Origin of the sequence: Kribbella sp. NPDC000426 (assembly GCF_040300265.1) — a bacterium.
Taxonomy (GTDB): Bacteria; Actinomycetota; Actinomycetes; order Propionibacteriales; family Kribbellaceae; genus Kribbella.
Window position 1 is genome coordinate 565426 of record NZ_JBEPDK010000006.1, and the last position, 17708, is coordinate 583133.

The window sequence follows — 17708 nt, forward strand, 5'->3', positions numbered from 1 at the left end:
CAGGTTGCGTGCCTGCGATGCTTGATCCATGCGGTGCCTGATCGTCGACGACAGCCGGCACTTCCTCGATGCGGCGCGCGGCCTGCTGGTGCGCGAAGGCGTCACAGTCGTCGGTACGGCGACGTCGGCCGCCGAGGCCGGTGAGCTGGTCGACGACCTGCGCCCGGACGTCGTACTGGTCGACATCGACCTCGGCGGCGAGAGCGGCTTCGACCTCGTCGTACAGCTGCGGTCCGCCGGCTCGCCGCCGATGATCCTGATCTCCACACATGCCGAGCAGGACTACGCGGACCTGATTGCCGCGAGCCCTGCGATCGGCTTCGTGCCCAAGACGAGCCTGTCGGCCGCCGCGATCCAGAGGTTGCTGGACCGGGTCTAGGAGGAACGGCCGCGGCGTACGACGGCGTCGAATCCCGCAGCCAGCAAGAGGACTGCGCCCGTGACCACCCATTCGTAGCCCGACGAGTTCGAGCCCTGGATCAGGTCACTCATACCGTTGATGATGACGGCAACGACCAGGCCGCCGAGAACGGCATCGATCATCCGCCCGCGCCCGCCGAACAACGACGTACCGCCGATGACGGCTGCACCGACTGCGAGCAGCAGGGTGTTTCCGGCGCCTGCGTTCGACTGCACCGATTGCAGAAGCGACGCCGCGACGACGCCCGATACGGCCGCCATGCCGGAGCAGATCACGAACACGGAGATCCGGATCCGCGACACCACGACACCGGCGCGACGAGCAGCCTCCTCGTTGCCGCCAACGGCGTACACGTGCCTGCCGTAGCGGGTGCGGCTCAGGGTGAAGTGCCAGACCACGAACAGCAGCACCAGCAGTACGACGGCCCACGGCTCGCCCTGGGCCTTGTTGCTGAAGAACGCGTTGGTGATCAGGTTGCGGTTGATGCCCATCTCGTACGTGAAAGCGCTGCCCAGCAACGCGACCACGATCACCTTCGCCACGATCACGACGACCGGTGTCGCGGGGAGACCGCTCTGGCGGCGTCCGCGCGCATCAACCAGCTTGATCGCGGCGTACCCGAGGACGAAGATCCCCAGCAGGGTCCAGCCCAGCCAGATCGGGACGAAGCTGTTCTCCAACGAGATCAGCGGCGAACCGGTCGGAAGGATCACCGAGCCCTGACCGCCGATCAGGATCAGCGTCAGCCCTTGGAAGGCCAGGAACGTCGCCAGGGTGATCACGAACGACGGAATGCCGGCCCGCGCCCGCAACCACCCCATCACGAACCCGATGACCAGCCCGACCGCGAGACCCGCGAGTACGCCGATCCACCACGGCTGCCCGTGCCGCAACAACAGCACCGCCATGATCGCGGAACACAGCCCGCCGGTCGTCCCCGCGGAGAGGTCGATCTCCCCGAGCAGCAGAACGAAGACCAGCCCCATCGCCATCACGATGATCGGAGCGGCCTGGATCACCAGCGCCTCGAGGTTGTAGGCACTCAGGAAGCCCTGGTGCACGATCGCGAAGAACGCGGTGATCACGACCAGGCCGACGATCGCCGGAGCCGATCCGAGTTCACCGCCACGCAGTCTGGCGAAGTAGTCGCGGACGTAGCCGTTCAGCGGCCCCTGGACGCGTTTGTGCTGGGGTTTCTCGTCGGCGACCACCGGTTCGGCGTGCACGTTCACTGGGTCGCTCCCCTCGACTCGGCCGGCAGCCCGAGGTCCCCGGACCGGCCGCTGGTGATCAGCTCGACGACCTGCGTCTGGCTGACGTCCTTACGTCGTACCTGCGTGGCCATCCGGCCCAGGAACAGGACCGCGATCGAGTCGGCGACCTGCATGACGTCGTTCATGTTGTGCGAGACCAGTACGACGGCGACGCCGCGATCGGCCAGCCGCCGTACCAGCTCCAGCACCTGCTCGGTCTGGGCGACGCCGAGGGCCGCGGTCGGCTCGTCGAGGATGACGATCTTCGAGCTCCAGAGCACGGACTTCGCGATCGCGACGGTCTGCCGCTGGCCGCCGGACAGGCTCGCGACCCGTTGCCGGACCGACCTGACCGTCCGGACCCCCAACGAGGCAAGGGTTTGCGAGGCCAGCTGCTCCATCGTGTTCTCGTCGAGCGTGTGCAGCCGGCCGACCCGTTCGCGGCCCAGGAACATGTTGCCGACGACATCGAGGTTGTCGGCCAGGGCCAGGTCCTGGTGGACGATCTCGATGCCCAGCCGGGCCGCGTCCCGCGGCTCGTGCAGCTGCTGCGGCGTACCGTCGACGAGGATCTCACCGCTGTCGATGCGGTGGATGCCGCCGATGCACTTGACCAGCGTCGACTTGCCCGCCCCGTTGTCCCCGACCAGGGCGGTCACGTCGCCGGCCTCGGCGCTGAAGTCGACTCCCGACAGCGCCACGACCGGACCGAACGACTTGCCGACGTCTCGTAGTTCGAGTGTTTTCACGGGTTGGGGATACCGTTCTCGCCGCAGAGCTTCACCAGCGCGGGAGTCGGGCACACCGACGCCGCGGTCTCGTAGCCGTCCGTCACCGGCAGCGCCACGTTCTTCTTGGTGATCACCGTCGGGTCGGCCAGGTACGACGGGACCTCGCGACCGTCGGTCGGGTCCTTGACCGTCGCCGGGGCGGTCGGCTTCTGGCCGGACAGGATCTGGCCCGCGAGCTTGATCGCCACATCGGCCTCACCGGCGACCGGCTTGTAGATCGTGAAGCATTGGGTACCTGCCATCACGTTGTCCAGACCGCCGGCGGTGGCATCCTGTCCGGACACCGCGACCTTGCCGGCCAGACCTTGCGACTTCAGCACGTTGATGACCGATTGGGCCATGGTGTCGTTGGCAACCATCACCGCGTTCAGGTTCGGGTGCTGGCCCAGCATCGTGGTGAACACGGTCTGCGCGGTGGCCGGGTCCCAGTTGCCGGTCTGCTCGGCGAGCTTGGTCCAGCCGGCCTTCTTCGACAGCACCGAGTTGTAGCCCTGGGCAAACAACGTGGCGTTGTTGTCGGTCGGCGCGCCGTCGATGTCGACGTACCCGACGGCGCTCTTGCCGGCGACCTGCGGGCACGCGGTCAGCGCCGTACCCTGGTCCTCGCCGACCTTCACGTTGTCGTAGGACACGTAGTACTCCGCCGTACCGCCCGTGGTCAGACGGTCGTAGTCGATCGTCACCACGTTGTGCTGCTTGGCCAGCGACTCGATCGCCTTGCCGGACCCCGAGTCGAGGTTCGTCACCAGCAGGACGCCGACGCCCTGGTTGATCAGCGCCTGGGCCTGGGACTCCATCGTCGTCGCGCTGTTGTTCGCGTTGTCGATGTAGCAGGTGAGCTTGTTGTCCGCACACTGCTTGCGCAGCTCGTTCGGGTCGGCCGAGACCCAGCGGGGCGACGATGCGGTGTCGGGAAGCAGCACCCCGACCTTGGTGTTCGGCGGCGGCGTACTGCTGCTCCCGGACGAATTATTGTTGTTATTGCCGCAGGCAACCAGACCCGCCATCAGTGTTAGCGTGAGTCCGGCCAGTGCGACAGCTCTCGGTGGTGTTCGCATCTCGCGTCCTTCGTGATCGCCGCAGGTTCTCTCCTGCCCAGCATGCGATCGGCGCCGCGTCCCGTCGTCGCAGCAGGCACCCAACTCCGCTGCCCGGTCAGTTGGTACGGCGGATACCGGCTGGCAGGGGGCCGGGACGGCGGACAGCCTTACTGACCCGGCGGACCGGAGCGGGCCATGGTTCTGGGTATGGCCACATCTGCAGCAGTACCTTCCGCTCGGCAGAGCCGGCCGGGCCTGAAGCGTGACATCGGCTTCGTCGGCCTGATCTGGGCCTCCGAAGGATCGATCATCGGCTCCGGCTGGTTGTTCGGCGCCCAAGGTGCCCTGTCCACCGCCGGCCCCGCGGCGATCATCTCCTGGGTCATCGGCGGTGCGGCGATCCTGATCCTGGCGCTCGTGCACGCTGAGCTCGGCGGCATGTACCCGGTCTCCGGCGGTACGGCGCGCTTCCCGCACTACGCATTCGGCGGCGCAGCTGGTGCGTCGTTCGGCTGGTTCTCCTGGTTGCAGGCGGCCACCGTGGCGCCGATCGAAGTACTGGCGATGATCACCTACGGCCAGCACTACTCGTTCGCTTATGGGTGGCTCAAGACTGTCAACGGGCAGCACGTCCTGACGGGGTCGGGGATCGTCGTCGCCGTCCTCCTGATGGCCGCGGTCACCGCGATCAACTTCCTCAGCATCCGGCTGCTCGCGCGCACCAACAGCATCGCGACCTGGTGGAAGGTCGGCATCCCGCTGCTGACGATCTTCGCGCTCGCCGTGGTCCAGTTCCACGGCAGCAACTTCACCGCCGCGGACGGCTTCAACCCCTACGGCGCCAAGGGCATCCTGTCCGCGGTGTCGACCAGCGGCATCATCTTCGCGCTGCTCGGCTTCGAGCAGGCCGACCAGCTCGCCGGTGAGAGCACCAACCCGCGGCGCGACATCCCGCGCGCGGTGATCGGGTCGATCGTGATCGGCGCGGTCATCTACATCCTGCTGCAGGTTGTGTTCATCGCGGCGCTGCCGTCCGACCAGATCCAGGGGACCTGGGCGCACGCGGCGTTCACCACGATGACCGGGCCGTTCGCACAGGTCGCGACGCTGCTGAGTATGGGGTGGCTGGCAACGATCCTGTACATCGACGCGGTGGTTTCGCCTGGTGGCACAGGGCTGATCTACATCACCGGCAGCTCGCGGGTCTCGTACGGGCTGAGCCGGAACGGGTACGTCCCGTCGGTGTTCGAGCGGACCAACCGGCGCGGCGTACCGTGGGTCGGGCTGATCACCGCGTTCATCATCGGGTGCATCTGCTTCCTGCCGTTCCCGAGCTGGCGCTCACTGGTCGGCCTGATCACGAGCGCGAGCGTCTTGATGTACGCCGGTGCGCCGTTGTCGCTCGGGGTGTTCCGTCGACGGCTGCCGTCCGCGCACCGCCCGTACCGGTTGCCTGGGGCAACCTGGCTGTCGCCGGCGGCGTTCGTGGTCGCGAACCTGCTCATCCTGTGGTCCGGGTGGATGACCGACTGGAAGCTGGGCGTGGCGATCCTGCTCGGCTACGTGATCCTGATCGCCAACCGGGTCTTCAAACTCAACCCGATCATGCCGCAGCTCGACCTACGGGCCGCGCAGTGGCTGCCGGCGTACCTGGTCGGCATGGGACTGATCGTCTACCTGAGCGACTTCGGCCCACTGAAGCACCCCTGGTTCCCACTCTGGTGGGACATGCTCGCGGTCGCGGTCTTCAGCCTGATCATCTACTTCTGGGCAATGGCAGTCGCACTACCGGCCGAGCGCATCCAGCAAATGGTCGACCAGGTCGTCGTCCCCGAAGAAGCCAACCTGGGCTAGTGGGTCGCCACCGGCTGATCCGAGGGATCGTGGCGTTCGCCGTCACGGGCGGTCCAGCCGGTGGCGTCGGACTCCGCACCGACCTCAGAGACGTGCCAGACGACACTGCGAATGCCCGGGCGGTCGACTGCGCCCTGATCGAGCATCGCCTGGTGATAGCTGCGCGCGCTCGCCTCGTCCTCGTACACCTGGATCATGTGGCCGTCCTGCGTCCAGGTCCCGTGGACGAACCCCGGCAAGGCGATCTTGCTCGCCGCCATCAGCGGCACCTGGTCACGAAGCCCGTCGATCAGCTCCGGATCGATGTCCCACACCCCGATGACTGCCCACACGACTGTCTCCCCTCGTCGGGAACAGTCTGGGGCTGGAGGTCGATGAGGTCGAGGAGTTGACCCAGTCCTGTCTGGTCGACGCCGCGGAGCTCGCCGGTACGGAGGTCGCCACGGCGGGCGGCCACCGCCGCGGCGCCCGATTCGAGGGGTTGACCCCTCGGGTTGTGGGTTATCTCGCTGCATGCGAGGGGCGAACCCACCATCTGAGGGGTCGACCCCTGAGATTGCCCAGGGCGGTGGGACCTACAGTTCGACGAGGTCGAGGAGTTGGCCTAGTTCTTTCGGGTTGAGGTCGCGGAGCTCGCCGGTGTGGAGGTTGCCGCGGCGTACCGGGCCGATGGCGGTGCGGGTGAGGCGCTTGACCGGGTGGCCGACCGCGTCGAACATGCGGCGGACGATGCGGTTGCGGCCCTCGTGCAGGCTCATCTCGACGAGGGTGCGGCCGGGGACGGTGGAGACGATCTTGACCGTGTCCGCGCGGGCCGGGCCGTCGTCGAGTTCGATGCCGTCGAGCAGCGTCCGCAGTACTCCGGGTTTGACGTTGCCGTCGACCTCGGCGACGTACGTCTTGGACACCTCGTACGACGGATGCGCGAGCCGATGCGCGAACTCACCGTGGTTGGTGAGCAGCAGGAGCCCCTCGGTATCGGTGTCGAGCCGGCCGATGTGGAACAGCCGCTCGGGCCGATCCTGTACGTAGTCGGTGATGCACGGCCGCCCTTGCGGGTCGGACATCGTGCTGACGACGCCGCGTGGTTTGTTGAACACGAGGTAGACGTTCGCACTCACCGGCGGGATCCGCTCCCCGTCGACCCGGATGACCGCGGACTCCGGATCCACCCGTACCCCGAACTCCGTCACCACCCGCCCGTCGACCTCGACCCGCCCCTCCTCGATCAACAACTCCGCATTCCGCCGCGAAGCCACCCCCGCCCGAGCCAAAACCTTCTGCAGCCGAACCCCGCCCTCATCCCCCATCCCGCACACCTTCCCCAAACCTCACAACCCCACCCTGCCGCTCTCCCACACCGTCGCGGTCCTCGCCGCCCATGCCGCCCTCGCGGTCTTCGCGGTCCCCGCGGTCGCGGTCTTCGCGGTCCCCGCGGTCGCGGTCCTCGCGGTCCTCGCGGTCGCGGTCCTCGGCGTCCCCGCCTTCCGCGTCTCCCGAGTCTTCCGCGCCCTGACGCTCTTCCGCGTCCCCACGGTCTTCGGCGTGCTCGCCGTCCCGGCGGTCTTCCACATTCTCGTGGTCCTCGCCGTCCTCCGCCTGCTCGCCGTCCTCGGACGTCGCGGCGTCTGCCACCGACTCCGGGCGCTCGACCGACGCCGGGTACTCCGTCATCCCTACGTGCGCATCGGTTTCCGCATCCCCGACGTGCTCCTCGGCATCGTCTGCCGCGTCCTCCGCCTCACCAGCGGATCCCGCAGCTTCCTCGCCGCCGGCGTGCTCCCCGGCATCCGCGGACTCGAACGACGAGTCCTCCGCAGGGGTCCCGGGCTCGTCGGTGTCATCCGCAGAGCCGGCGTACTCAGCCTCGTCGGCGGTCTCCGCAGACACGGGGTACTCCGCGTCCTCGCGATCTCCGCCGGACTCCGCAGGCTCGCGGTCATCCAGGTAATCCGCCGCCTCGTCCGACTCGGTCGACTCCAGTTCGACGTCCTCCGCGTCCCCTGCGGAGACTGCAGTTTCGTCGCCCGCGGCGAACTCCCCGGCGGCCGTGCCCTCAGCCTCGTCGGCGTACTCCGCATCCTCCGTGGAGACTGCAGGTTCGTCGCCCGCGGCGTACACCCCGGCCTCCGCGGGCTCGGCCCCGGCGGCGGCGCCCGCATCCTCCGCGGAGACTGCAAGTTCGTCGCCCGCGGCGTACACCCCGGCCTCCGCAAGCTCGAGCTCGGCGGCGGCGTCCGGATCCTCTACGGAGACTGGAGATTCGTCGCTCGCGGCGTACTCGCCGGCCTCCGCGGGCTCGGGCTCGGCGGCGTTGTTCGTATTCTCCGCGGAGGCAGCGTCTTCGGCGTCTGCAGCGGGAGCGGCCGGTGCCGTCGCCTCGGTGGAGTCTGTTGGTTCTTCGGAGGTGGGGGTGGGTGGGAGGGTTTGGGCGGCTAGTTCCTCCTCGATGTCGTCCATGTCGGGGAGGTACGGGGCGAGTTCCGGGAGGTCGTCGAGGGACTGCATGCCCATGCGTTCCAGGAAGTATGTGGTCGTGCGGTACAGGGTGGCTTGGGACTCTGTGTCGGCGCCGGCTTCCTCGACCAGGCCTCGGGCTACCAGGGTGCGCATGACGCCGTCGACGTTCACCCCACGGATGGCGGACACGCGCGCTCGGCTGACCGGTTGCTTGTATGCGACCACCGAGAGAGTCTCCAGCGCGGCCTGTGTGAGACGTGCTTGCTGGCCGTCCAGTACGAAGCGTTCGACGTACGGCGCTGCCTCGGCTCGCGTGTAGTACCGCCAGCCGCCGCCGACCTCGCGCAGGTCGAACCCACGCCCTTGGTCGGTGTACTCCTCGGCCAGCGCCGCCAGCGCATCCGCGACATCACCCGTCGGCCGTCCGACCGCCCGCGCCAACGTGAGCACCGGCAACGGCTCGTCCGTCACCATCAGAATCGCCTCGAGCGCCCGCCGCATGGTGTCGTCATCAACAACAACCTCATCACCCACCGGCACCTCAGTCTGCCCCGGCGGCAGATGGTCCTCATCCTCCCCCCGTACGCCGCTCGCCCCGTCCGCACCGTCGGCCCCGTCCGCACCGTCGGCCCCGTCCGCACCGTCGGCGTCGCCAGCACCGTCGGCGTCGCCCGCGTCGCTCGCCCCGTCCGCGTCGTCCGCGTCGCCGGCACTGTTCGCGTCAGCGTCCGCGTCCGCATCCTCAGCCCCAGCAGGCCCGACCTGGGCGCTCGTTGCCTCGGGGGGTTGGGGAGCATCTTCGACCGATTCGGGTGCAAAATCCTCCCCAACCCCGTCAGCGTCCGCAGCCTCAGCCGACTCCTCCTCGGCGTCTAGCGCCTCGGGGGGTTGGGGAGCATTTTCGACCGATTCGGGTGCAGGATCTTCCCCGACCTCGACGGCGTCCTGCGACACGGACTGGGCACCAGCGGGCTCGTCCACGGGGTCCACTGGGTTCTCGGTGGACTCGTCCGTTGGCTGCTGGGCGAGCGTGCTTGCTTCCGCGTCCGGGTCGCGGGGAGGGGTGGGGTCGTTGGTCACTGGTTTGCCGTCTCGTCTGGGGCGGGGGGTAGGTCGGATTCGTCGGTGGCGCTGGCGCCGGGCTCCAGGAAGTCGGTGTCGTCGGCAACTACCGGGGCCTCGCCGGACTCGTCGGCGGGTTTGGCTTCTTCGTCGAACTCGTCGCTGACGTCGATCTCGCCCTCGTCCGTACCCGTCCACCGGATCGTCAGCTCACCCAGCGGCGTCACCTGGTCGAACGACACCGCGGCCTCACGGAACAGCTCCAGCAACGCCAGGAACCGGCACACGGTCGTCACCGTGTCCGGCGAATCGGACACCAGCGCGCGGAACGTCGTACTGCGCTGCCGCCGCAACCGGTCCACGATCACGATCGCCTGTTCGCGCACCGTGACCGCCGGCGCGTGCAGGTGGGCGAGCGAAACCCCTTCAGGTACGTCGTTCTTGGGCGCCATCGCCCGGGCCGCGAGCGCCGCCAACCCGGCCGGATCGAGCCCCAGCAGTACCTCGGGCAGCAACTCCGCGAACCGCGGCTCAACGCCGACCGCCCGCGGGAACCGCCGCGACTCGACCGCCATCCGCTCCTGCACGAGCGCCGCGATCTGCTTGAACGCCCGGTACTGCAGCAGCCGCGCGAACAGCAGGTCCCGCGCCTCGAGCAGCGCGAGGTCCTCGTCGTCCTCGACCTCGCCCTTCGGCAGCAGCCGCGCCGCCTTCAGGTCCAGCAGCGTCGCCGCGATCAGCAGGAACTCCGACGTCTGGTCGAGGTCCCACTCCGACCCCAGCGCCTTGATGTGGGCGATGAAGTCGTCGGTGATCACCGAGAGTGCGATCTCGGTGATGTCCAGCTTGTGCTTCGAGATCAGCTGCAGGAGCAGGTCGAACGGCCCCTCGAAGTTCACCAGGTGAACGCTGAACCCCTTGCCCTCGGCAACAGCAGGCTCACCGTCGGACAGGTCCAGCGGTAACGAGTCCGAGGACACGGTCACTCCGTGCCCTTGAGCTCCGCGGCCCGGTCCTCGGACGCGCGCAACCGCCGTACCAGCACCGAGTCCGGCCCGTGGTCGACGAAGTCGGCCAGCAGTACGTCGATCGCCTCGCGGACGATCCGGCCGCGGTCGGCCGTCAGGCCGTGTTCCGCGCGCAGCGCAAGTCTGGTCTGTTCCAAGCCGAGCAGCTCCTCCTCCGTCACGTACACGGTGATCTTCGTGTCGTGGCGGATCCGACCACTCGACTTCCGGTCGTCGACGACCGTCGTACGGGACCGCACAGTGGACGGTCCGTCAGTGGTGGTGCGCTTCTCGGGTCTGGTCTGCTTCGGTGCCGCACCCCCGAAGAGTTCACTGGCACCTGGCAGGCTCACCCGGCGGGACAACGCGCCAGCACCTCCTTGGCAAGGTCGCGGTACTGCGTGGCCGCGCTAGAGGACGGGGCGTACGTCGTGATCGGTTCGCCGACGACCGTGGTCTCGGGGAACTTGACGGTACGCCGGATGACGGTGTGGAAGACGCGTTCGTCGAAGGCCTGGACCACCCGGTCGAGGACCTCCCGGGCGTGCGTCGTCCGCCCGTCGAACATGGTGCCGAGGATCCCGACGATCTCGAGCTTCGGGTTCAGCCGGTCCTGCACCTTGGCGATCGTGTCGGTCAGCATGGCCAGGCCGCGGAGCGCGAAGAACTCGCACTCCAGCGGTACGACGATGCCGTTCGACGCGGTCAGCGCGTTGACCGTGAGCAGACCGAGCGACGGGGCGCAGTCGATCAGGATCACGTCGTACAGCGGGATGATCGGGTCCAGCACCCGCTGCAGCGTGTACTCGCGGGCGACCTCCTGGACCAGCTGCACCTCGGCCGCGGACAGGTCGATGTTGGCCGGCAGCAGGTCGAGGTTCTCCACCCGGGTCGGCTGGATCACCTCGTCGGGCGTGATGTCGCGCTGCATGAGCAGGTTGTAGACCGACAGCTCGAGGTCGTGCGGCTGGACACCGAGGCCGATCGAGGCGGACCCCTGCGGGTCGAAGTCGATCAGCAGCACCTTGCGACCGGTCTCGGCGATCGCCGCGCCGAGGTTGATCGTGGTCGTCGTCTTACCGACGCCGCCCTTCTGGTTGCACATCGCGATCACCTGCGCCGGGCCGGTCTTGGCGGGTGGCAGCGGCACCGGCAGGTCCGGCAGCGGCCGGCCGGTCGGCCCGATCTTGTGACGCGGGCCGTTCGGGTCGTTCACGGGTGCAAGGTCCTCCGCGGTGAGCTTGGCCGTCGGCTTCGGCATCTCCGCATAGTTGTCGGGCAGCGCCCGGGGCGTCGTCACCGGGCGGGGTGGCGTGCTGAACGGCTGGGCCGGCTCCGGGGTCGGCTGGTGCCCCGGGATGCGGCCCGAAAGGTGGTCGGTCACGTGCTCGGTGCCCGGGAATGTCGACTCGTTCATGACTCGTCAAACCTTTCAACCGATACGGGCGATCCCAGCGACTGTAAGCGTGCATTCAAGCACTCTCAACCAGCCACTCCGCACCGGGGTGGGGCTGTTTGTCGACAAAGCTCCGAACCTGGCCGATCACTCACCTGGAGTCACCGGCCGTGAGCAGATGATCGCACACCGTCTCCGCTTACCCGACACCGGGGTCTAGCTTTTCACGATCCGGTTGTAGCTGTAGAACCACGTCGGTACGGCGGCCGCGACGACGGCGAGCACCCAGGCGGGCTGCGAGTGCGCCAGCACGGCGACGAGGACCGAGACGAGCAGACACGGGATCTGCCAGCCGAGGAACCAGCGCAGCCGCACCCTCCCGATCACGCCGGCCACGCCGCTGATCACGAAGTACAGAGCGAGCCCTCCGAACAGGTACCAGCGCTCCTTGGTCTCCAGGTGCTCCCCGGCATGCGGGATCAGACCGCCCAGTCCGGCCGCCATGGCCACGATTGCCCCGGTGACGACGAGGTGAGCGAGCAGTGCGGCCCACGGCTCGAGCGGAGTGGTACTGCGGGGCGCCGGGGTGAACCCGTACAGCGTCGTGAGCTGCCAGAGCTCGATCATCAGCCAGAACGCCGCCAGCGAGGCCAGACCGACCTTCCAGTCCCAGTCCAGCTCGGTGTTGGCGTCGACGACCTGCGCCAGCGCCTCTCCGAGCACGATGATCACGAACAGCCCCAGCCGCTCGTCCAGATGCCCCCGCTCGACCTGCGCGGTCGTGATCAGTGGCGGTTTCGCCGGCGCTTGGTCAGCACGCCCGTGCCACAGGCGGCGCAACAGCCTGTCCCGGAGCTGCTCCTGCTCCTGCTGACGGCGGATGCTGGTCGCCCGCTGCTCCATCGCCTTCGGGTTGCGGGCTCCCATCACGGAGAACATCAGGTCGGCAGCGATCCCGCCCGCCCAGAGCCAGTACGCCGTCTCGGCCGGCACGAAGAGCGCGACGACCCAGGGCGCAGCCATGACACCCTGCGTAGCCGGCCAGAAGCCGATCACCTTCCCGTCGCGGCTGGCCGACCCCGCCGCGATGCCCCGGCAGACCAGGAAAGCCACAGTGAACGCCACGGTCCGGCTGCCACCGTGCGGTTCGTCGCTGTGGCCGGGCAGCAGACCAGGCCACACGCCCGGTACGGACGCGGCCATCACGCCGATGCCCAGCATGGTCCGCAGTACGGAGCGCCGCCGGGTGTGCTCTCCCGCGACGTTGGCGTAGACGCTGGTCGCCGTCCAGACACTCCAGATCGCGTAGAACATCGCCGCACAGATGGCGACCTGCCCGATCGTCTCGGCGCCGTGCAGCCGGTGCGAGATCTGCGCGGCCGCAGCGACCACGGTCAGGTCGAAGAACAACTCCAGCCAACTCGCGTGCCGCTCCTCGGCAGCCCCCGTCTGTTCACTCACGCGGTGAACCTTAAGAGGAGAGCGCCCGGGGGTGCGAGGTCGCGTAGACCTCGCGGAGCTTGTCGACCGTCACCAGCGTGTACACCTGGGTAGTCGTGACGGATGCGTGTCCGAGCAGTTCCTGGACCACGCGTACGTCGGCCCCGCCGTCCAGCAGGTGGGTGGCGTACGAGTGACGCAGCGTGTGCGGGGAGATCTCCTTCGCGATCCCGGCCCGCTGCGCGGCACGACGCAGTACCGTCCAGGCGCTCTGCCGGGACAGGCGGCCGCCGCGGGCGTTCAAGAAGAGCGCATGGGTCCCGCGTCCGCGTGACACCAGGTCAGGGCGACCACGGACCTGGTACGCCGACAGGGCGTCGCGCGCGTACGACCCGACGGGTACTACGCGTTCCTTGCTGCCCTTACCGCGCAGCAGTACCGCACCGGCCTCCAGGTCGATGTCGTCCACGTCCAGGCCGACAGCCTCCGAGATACGGGCTCCAGTGCCGTACAGGAACTCCAGCAGGGCAGCGTCCCGAGTGGCCAGTACGGCGGGCTCGGCCTCGGCTCCTGCGGCCGCTGTGAGGATCCGGGTCACCTCATCGACAGACAGGGCCTTCGGCAGCCGCTGCGGCGGCACAGGTGGCTTCACGGCCGCCGCAGGGTCCACAGCGGCCAGCCCCTCGCGTACGCAGAACTTGTGGAACCCGCGCACCGCCACAACCGTCCGCCCGGCGCTGGAAGCGGTCAGCGGCGGATGGTCCGCGTCGCCTTCGCGCAGCCGCATCAGGAAGTCGCTGACCACGGCCTCCGTGATCCGACCGAGGTCGTCGATCCCGGCGGAGGCGAGGTAGCCGTCGTACCGGCGCAGGTCACGCCGGTACGACGCCAGGGTGTTGGCGGCCAGGCCGCGCTCCACCGTCAGGTGGTCCAGGTAGGTGCCAACTGCCCGGGTGATGCTCAGACCAGCACCTCGTCGAGCTTCAGCTGTGACAGGTCGTGAGCTTCGGCCACCGGACCGTAGGTGACGTGACCGTCGAACGTGTTCAGGCCGAGCGCCAGGCTGTGGTCCGACTTCAGCGCCTCGCGCCAGCCCAGGTTCGCCAGCTCGATCGCGTACGGCAGCGTCACGTTGGTGAGCGCGTACGTCGACGTGTTCGGCACCGCACCGGGCATGTTGGCGACGCAGTAGAACAGTGAGTTGTGCACCCGGTACACAGGGTCGGCGTGCGTGGTCGGACGCGAGTCCTCGAAGCAGCCGCCCTGGTCGATCGCGATGTCGACGAGCACGCTGCCCGGCTTCATCCGGCTGACCATGTCGTTGGTGACCAGCTTCGGCGCCTTCGCACCGACCACCAGCACCGCGCCGATGACCAGGTCGGCCTCGAGCACGGCACGCTCGATCTCGTACGCGTTCGAGGCGATCGTCAGCAGGTGGCCCTGGTAGATCTGGTCGGCCTGCCGCAGCCGCGCGATGTTGCGGTCGAACAGCTGCACCTGCGCCTGCATACCGAGCGCGATCGCGGCCGCGTTCATCCCGGACACACCCGCACCGAGGACGACCACGCGGGCCGGGTGTACGCCGGACACGCCGCCGAGCAGCACGCCGCGCCCGCCGCCCTGCGCCATCAGGTGGTACGCACCGGACTGCGGCGCGAGCCGGCCGGCCACCTCGCTCATCGGCGCCAGCAGCGGCAGCGTGCCGTCGGGAAGCTGCACGGTCTCGTAGGCGATGCCGGTGATACCGGACGTCAGCAGCGCGTCGGTCGTCTCCTGACTGGCGGCCAGGTGCAGGTACGTGAACAGCACCTGGTCCTTGCGCATCCGGTGGTACTCCTCCGCCACCGGCTCCTTCACCTTGAGCACCAGCTCCGCGTCGGCCCAGACGTCGTCCGCCGTCGGCACGATCCGCGCCCCGGCCGCGACGAACTCCTCGTCGGGGATCAGCGAACCGTTGCCTGCCCCCTGCTCGATCAGCACCTCGTGCCCGCTGCGCACGAACTCGTGCACACCGGACGGGGTGATCGCCACCCGGTACTCGTGGTTCTTGACTTCCTTCGGTACTCCGACCTTCACAACTCGCCCTTCTTTCACGTTCCAGGTGTGCGGCTCACGTCGTTGTGTCCGCGGGCCCGGCGGTTGAGGGGTGTGCCGCTAGGTCGCTGCCGAGTGTAAGCCTGTCCGGTTCATACCACCCGACCGGATGGTCTGATCTTGACAGTACCTTTCCCAGAAGATGATCCGACGGAGAAGAAGTGACGTCCGGCTACCGTCGGTCACCGCTGATTCGGCAACGATCATTGACGGCTATTCGTTGCCGTCAGGGATGCTTGGTGCTGGAGCCCGTCCGCCCCGGGTTGCACGCTGAGGTCGATCGACGAGAGGAGTACGGCGTGGCAGTCGAACTGGGACGGTACGGGGTCTGGCACGGACCCCAGCACTTCGGCCCGGAACTCGCGGCAGGACTGGAGCAGGCGGGGTACGGCGCGCTCTGGCTGGGCAGCTCGCCGGAGGCCGGTCTGCGCGACGCCGAGGTGTTGCTGGCCGCAACGACTTCGGTTGCCGTCGGCACCAGCATCGTGAACATGTGGAAGTCGCCGGCGGCGGACGTCGCGGCGTCGTACCACCGGCTGGAGGACGAGCACCCGGGACGGTTCCTGCTCGGGGTCGGGATCGGGCACCGGGAGGCCACCGGCGAGTACACGTCGCCGTACCAGAAGATCGTCGGCTACCTGGACGAGCTGGACGACGCGAAGGTGCCGGCCGACCGGCGCGCGCTGGCCGCGCTCGGGCCGAAGGTGCTGCAACTCGCGGGCGCCCGGACCGCCGGAGCGCTGCCGTACCTGACGACGCCGGAGCACACGAAGGAAGCGCGCCGGGTCCTCGGCGGCGGCGTGCTGCTCGCGCCGGAGCAGATGATCGTGCTGGAGACCGATCCGGAGGTCGCGCGGGCAACGGCGCGGGACCGGCTCGCGTCGTACCTGCAGCTGTCGAACTACACCAGGAGCTTCAAGCGCCTCGGCTTCACCGACGACGACATCGCCGACGGCGGCAGCGACCGCCTCGTCGACGCGATGGTCCTGCACGGCTCCGCCGTAGAGGTCGCCGAAGGCCTCAAGGCACACCTCGACGCCGGCGCCGACCACGTCGCCATCCAGCAACTGGGCCGCGAAGGCATCGACCTGCTCCCCGGCTACGAGGCCCTGGCAACTGTGCTCGTGTAGCCGGTTATCGCAGGGTGAAGTCGGCGTAGTCGAAGCCCGGCGAGACGACGCAGGACACGAGCACAGGTTCGTCACCGGCCGGCCGGGCTGCTTGCCATGCGCCGGCCGGGATGACCACCTGCGGACGCTGACCTGCTTGTACGTCGGAGCCGAGTAGGACGGACTCGTCGTCGTACTCCAGCGTCAACGGCCCGCCCGAGTGCCACAACCAGATCTCCGCGGACCGCACCCGGTGCAGTCGCGACTCCTCCCCCGGCGCCAGCAGGAAGTAGATCGCGGTGGCGCTGGCCCGGGGTCCGCCGTAGCCCTCGGGCTCGAACTCGATCGCCGAGCGCCATGTCTCCTTGAACCAACCGCCCTCCGGATGCGGTTCCATCCCCAACAGCGTCGCGAGCTCCGGCTTCTCCATGAACCGATTCTCCGGCAGAGTGCGGTGCATGCTGCCCTCTGACTACCACCGCAGGCTTCCGTACGGCGAACGCATGTCGGCCGAGCCGCTGCTCGGACACCCGTTCTTCCCGTTCGAGGGCGACGTACAGGTCGTGCCGCTGGCCGAGCCCGCGCTGCCGGAGCCGCCGCGGGGCGGCGAAGCCGGTGGCAAGCCCTGCATGAAATGCGCCGATCCGGACGGGGCGGTGATCTGGCGGGACGGGCAGTGGTCGTTGAAGTCGTTCGCGGCGACCGGTCTGCCGTTGGTGGCGGTGCTCGAGCCGTACGAGCACTACCGGCTCGACAACCTGCCGCCGGAGTTGACCGCGACGCTCGGCCCGATGATCCAGCGGGTGGCGAAGGCGATCCAGGGGATCGACAGCGTCGCGCGCACGCACTTCAACCGGTGGGGTGACGGCAGCGAGCACTTCCACTTGTGGTTCATGGCGCGGCCGCTCGGGATGATGCAGCTCCGCGGCGCGATGATCGCGGCCTGGGACGACATGCTGCCGACGATCCCCGACGACGAGTACACGGCGAACTGCCGGCTGGTCGCCGCCGCCCTCGCGGAGGACGGCGGCGAGGCTTTCGGCCGCGGACTACCAGCTGCCTAGCGACCGGGCGATCAGGATGTCGGTCTTCCGCACCGGCGTCCCGTCGACCGGAGCCGGGTCGTCCGGTGTGGGCACGATCCCGCCGGCTGCGACCCGGTCGAGCGTGGCCAGGCCCAAGCGGTCCACCGAGCCGAAGATGGTGTAGTTCGGCCGCAGCCGCGAGTCCCCGAAGACGAGGAAGAACTGCGAGCCGTTGGTGTCCGGTCCGGCGTTCGCCATCGCGACCGTGCCGCGGGCGTAGACCTTGCTGACACCTGTCGGATCGGTCGGCCAATTCGGCAGATCGGTCGGCAACTCGTCCTTGTACGAGTAGCCCGGGCCGCCTTCGCCCGTACCGCTCGGGTCACCGCACTGCAGCACCTTCAGCGTCGGGTAGAGCGTGAGCCGGTGACAGGTGGTGAAGTCGTAGAACCGGCTCTTCGCCAGGTGCAGGAAACTCTGGACTGTGCACGGCGCCTTCGCCCGGTCCAGTGACAGCAGCATCGGTCCCTGGTTGGTCGCCACGAGAACCTTGACGATCCCCTTGTCCGGCGTGTGCTTCGGATCCGGTGGCAGCGACACCGGGCGAGCCGGCGGATCGTCCGGAGTCGCCGTGTAGCCACATGGGCCGTTAGTGGTTCCCGGCGTACCGGCTGCGTCGGCCGGTGCCGCAGCGACCAGCAGGCTGGCCACCGCCAGCACCGCGCACGCGATCACGCTTGTCTTCCTCATGAACAG

General features: G+C 68.6%; 18 protein-coding genes. 4 read left to right on the plus strand and 14 right to left on the minus strand.

What is annotated here, in order from left to right:
- Window positions 1–28: 28 nt before the first annotated feature.
- Window positions 29–379, plus strand: a complete 351-nt coding sequence (locus tag ABT313_RS31390) for a LytR/AlgR family response regulator transcription factor (RefSeq protein WP_350861252.1) — start codon at window positions 29–31, stop codon at window positions 377–379.
- On the opposite strand, the gene ABT313_RS31395 is transcribed toward ABT313_RS31390, so the two are convergent.
- Genes ABT313_RS31395 through ABT313_RS31405 form a run of 3 tightly spaced genes read right to left on the minus strand, consistent with a single transcriptional unit; the run spans window position 376 to window position 3472 of the window.
- Window positions 376–1653, minus strand: a complete 1278-nt coding sequence (locus ABT313_RS31395) for a sugar ABC transporter permease (protein ID WP_350861254.1) — start codon at window positions 1651–1653, stop codon at window positions 376–378. The two genes, ABT313_RS31390 and ABT313_RS31395, sit on opposite strands and share 4 nt — an antisense overlap.
- Window positions 1650–2423, minus strand: coding sequence for an ATP-binding cassette domain-containing protein (locus ABT313_RS31400; protein ID WP_350861256.1), 774 nt, complete (start codon window positions 2421–2423; stop codon window positions 1650–1652). Before ABT313_RS31400 ends, ABT313_RS31395 begins: the two co-directional genes overlap by 4 nt.
- Complete coding sequence (locus ABT313_RS31405; RefSeq protein WP_350861258.1) at window positions 2420–3472, minus strand: sugar ABC transporter substrate-binding protein; 1053 nt, start codon at window positions 3470–3472, stop codon at window positions 2420–2422. Before ABT313_RS31405 ends, ABT313_RS31400 begins: the two co-directional genes overlap by 4 nt.
- A gap of 240 nt (window positions 3473–3712) precedes the next feature.
- Between ABT313_RS31405 and ABT313_RS31410 the strand changes: the two genes are divergently transcribed.
- Entirely contained in the window at window positions 3713–5359 is a 1647-nt protein-coding gene (locus tag ABT313_RS31410) for an APC family permease (RefSeq protein WP_350861260.1), read from the plus strand.
- Here ABT313_RS31410 and ABT313_RS31415 read toward each other — a convergent pair.
- From ABT313_RS31415 to ald, 9 genes are all read right to left on the minus strand, one after another.
- Entirely contained in the window at window positions 5356–5691 is a 336-nt protein-coding gene (locus tag ABT313_RS31415) for a hypothetical protein (protein ID WP_350861262.1), read from the minus strand. The genes ABT313_RS31410 and ABT313_RS31415 overlap by 4 nt on opposite strands.
- 243 nt (window positions 5692–5934) lie before the next feature.
- Window positions 5935–6669, minus strand: coding sequence for a pseudouridine synthase (locus ABT313_RS31420; protein WP_350861264.1), 735 nt, complete (start codon window positions 6667–6669; stop codon window positions 5935–5937).
- Window positions 6659–8899: an SMC-Scp complex subunit ScpB gene (scpB, locus tag ABT313_RS31425; RefSeq protein WP_350861265.1), complete on the minus strand. Its 2241-nt coding sequence runs from the start codon at window positions 8897–8899 to the stop codon at window positions 6659–6661. Before scpB ends, ABT313_RS31420 begins: the two co-directional genes overlap by 11 nt.
- Window positions 8896–9861 (minus strand): segregation and condensation protein A, encoded by a 966-nt coding sequence (locus ABT313_RS31430; protein WP_350861267.1) that lies wholly within the window; start codon window positions 9859–9861, stop codon window positions 8896–8898. The genes scpB and ABT313_RS31430 overlap by 4 nt, the downstream gene beginning before the upstream one ends.
- A gap of 2 nt (window positions 9862–9863) precedes the next feature.
- Complete coding sequence (locus ABT313_RS31435) at window positions 9864–10253, minus strand: hypothetical protein (RefSeq protein WP_350861269.1); 390 nt, start codon at window positions 10251–10253, stop codon at window positions 9864–9866.
- Window positions 10238–11149 carry a ParA family protein gene (locus ABT313_RS31440; RefSeq protein ID WP_502884042.1) on the minus strand — a complete coding sequence of 304 codons (912 nt, stop codon included), beginning with the start codon at window positions 11147–11149 and terminating at the stop codon, window positions 10238–10240. Before ABT313_RS31440 ends, ABT313_RS31435 begins: the two co-directional genes overlap by 16 nt.
- A gap of 351 nt (window positions 11150–11500) precedes the next feature.
- Window positions 11501–12745 carry a low temperature requirement protein A gene (locus tag ABT313_RS31445; RefSeq protein WP_350861273.1) on the minus strand — a complete coding sequence of 415 codons (1245 nt, stop codon included), beginning with the start codon at window positions 12743–12745 and terminating at the stop codon, window positions 11501–11503.
- Window positions 12746–12755: 10 nt separating this feature from the next.
- Window positions 12756–13682 (minus strand): site-specific tyrosine recombinase XerD, encoded by a 927-nt coding sequence (xerD, locus tag ABT313_RS31450; protein ID WP_502884043.1) that lies wholly within the window; start codon window positions 13680–13682, stop codon window positions 12756–12758.
- Between the two features lie 2 nt (window positions 13683–13684).
- On the minus strand, window positions 13685–14800 hold the full coding sequence (ald, locus tag ABT313_RS31455; RefSeq protein WP_350861275.1) for an alanine dehydrogenase: 1116 nt from the start codon (window positions 14798–14800) through the stop codon (window positions 13685–13687).
- Between the two features lie 317 nt (window positions 14801–15117).
- Here ald and ABT313_RS31460 point away from each other — a divergent pair, with 317 nt between their 5' ends.
- The gene (locus ABT313_RS31460; protein WP_350861277.1) at window positions 15118–15948 is read left to right on the plus strand and encodes an LLM class F420-dependent oxidoreductase; all 831 of its coding nucleotides are present in this window, start codon (window positions 15118–15120) and stop codon (window positions 15946–15948) included.
- A 4-nt stretch (window positions 15949–15952) separates the two neighbouring features.
- Here ABT313_RS31460 and ABT313_RS31465 read toward each other — a convergent pair whose 3' ends face one another.
- Entirely contained in the window at window positions 15953–16357 is a 405-nt protein-coding gene (locus ABT313_RS31465; RefSeq protein ID WP_350861279.1) for a cupin domain-containing protein, read from the minus strand.
- 28 nt (window positions 16358–16385) lie between these two features.
- Here ABT313_RS31465 and ABT313_RS31470 point away from each other — a divergent pair, with 28 nt between their 5' ends.
- Window positions 16386–16991, plus strand: a complete 606-nt coding sequence (locus ABT313_RS31470; protein WP_350861281.1) for a hypothetical protein — start codon at window positions 16386–16388, stop codon at window positions 16989–16991.
- Here ABT313_RS31470 and ABT313_RS31475 read toward each other — a convergent pair.
- A complete protein-coding gene (locus tag ABT313_RS31475) occupies window positions 16977–17702 on the minus strand; it encodes a peptidylprolyl isomerase (RefSeq protein WP_350861282.1) in 726 nt (241 codons plus the stop codon). The two genes, ABT313_RS31470 and ABT313_RS31475, sit on opposite strands and share 15 nt — an antisense overlap.
- Between the last annotated feature and the right edge of the window lie 6 nt (window positions 17703–17708).

Bases quoted from the DNA above. Each gene is read 5' to 3' on its own strand.
- ABT313_RS31390 (WP_350861252.1), top strand. From the start codon at position 29: ATGCGGTGCCTGATCGTCGACGACAGCCGGCACTTCCTCGATGCGGCG.
- ABT313_RS31405 (WP_350861258.1), bottom strand. From the start codon at position 3,472: ATGGCGGGTCTGGTTGCCTGCGGCAATAACAACAATAATTCGTCCGGG.
- ABT313_RS31410 (WP_350861260.1), top strand. From the start codon at position 3,713: ATGGCCACATCTGCAGCAGTACCTTCCGCTCGGCAGAGCCGGCCGGGC.
- ABT313_RS31420 (WP_350861264.1), bottom strand. From the start codon at position 6,669: ATGGGGGATGAGGGCGGGGTTCGGCTGCAGAAGGTTTTGGCTCGGGCG.
- ABT313_RS31440 (WP_502884042.1), bottom strand. From the start codon at position 11,149: ATGCCGAAGCCGACGGCCAAGCTCACCGCGGAGGACCTTGCACCCGTG.
- ABT313_RS31465 (WP_350861279.1), bottom strand. From the start codon at position 16,357: ATGGAGAAGCCGGAGCTCGCGACGCTGTTGGGGATGGAACCGCATCCG.
- ABT313_RS31470 (WP_350861281.1), top strand. From the start codon at position 16,386: ATGCTGCCCTCTGACTACCACCGCAGGCTTCCGTACGGCGAACGCATG.
- ABT313_RS31475 (WP_350861282.1), bottom strand. From the start codon at position 17,702: ATGAGGAAGACAAGCGTGATCGCGTGCGCGGTGCTGGCGGTGGCCAGC.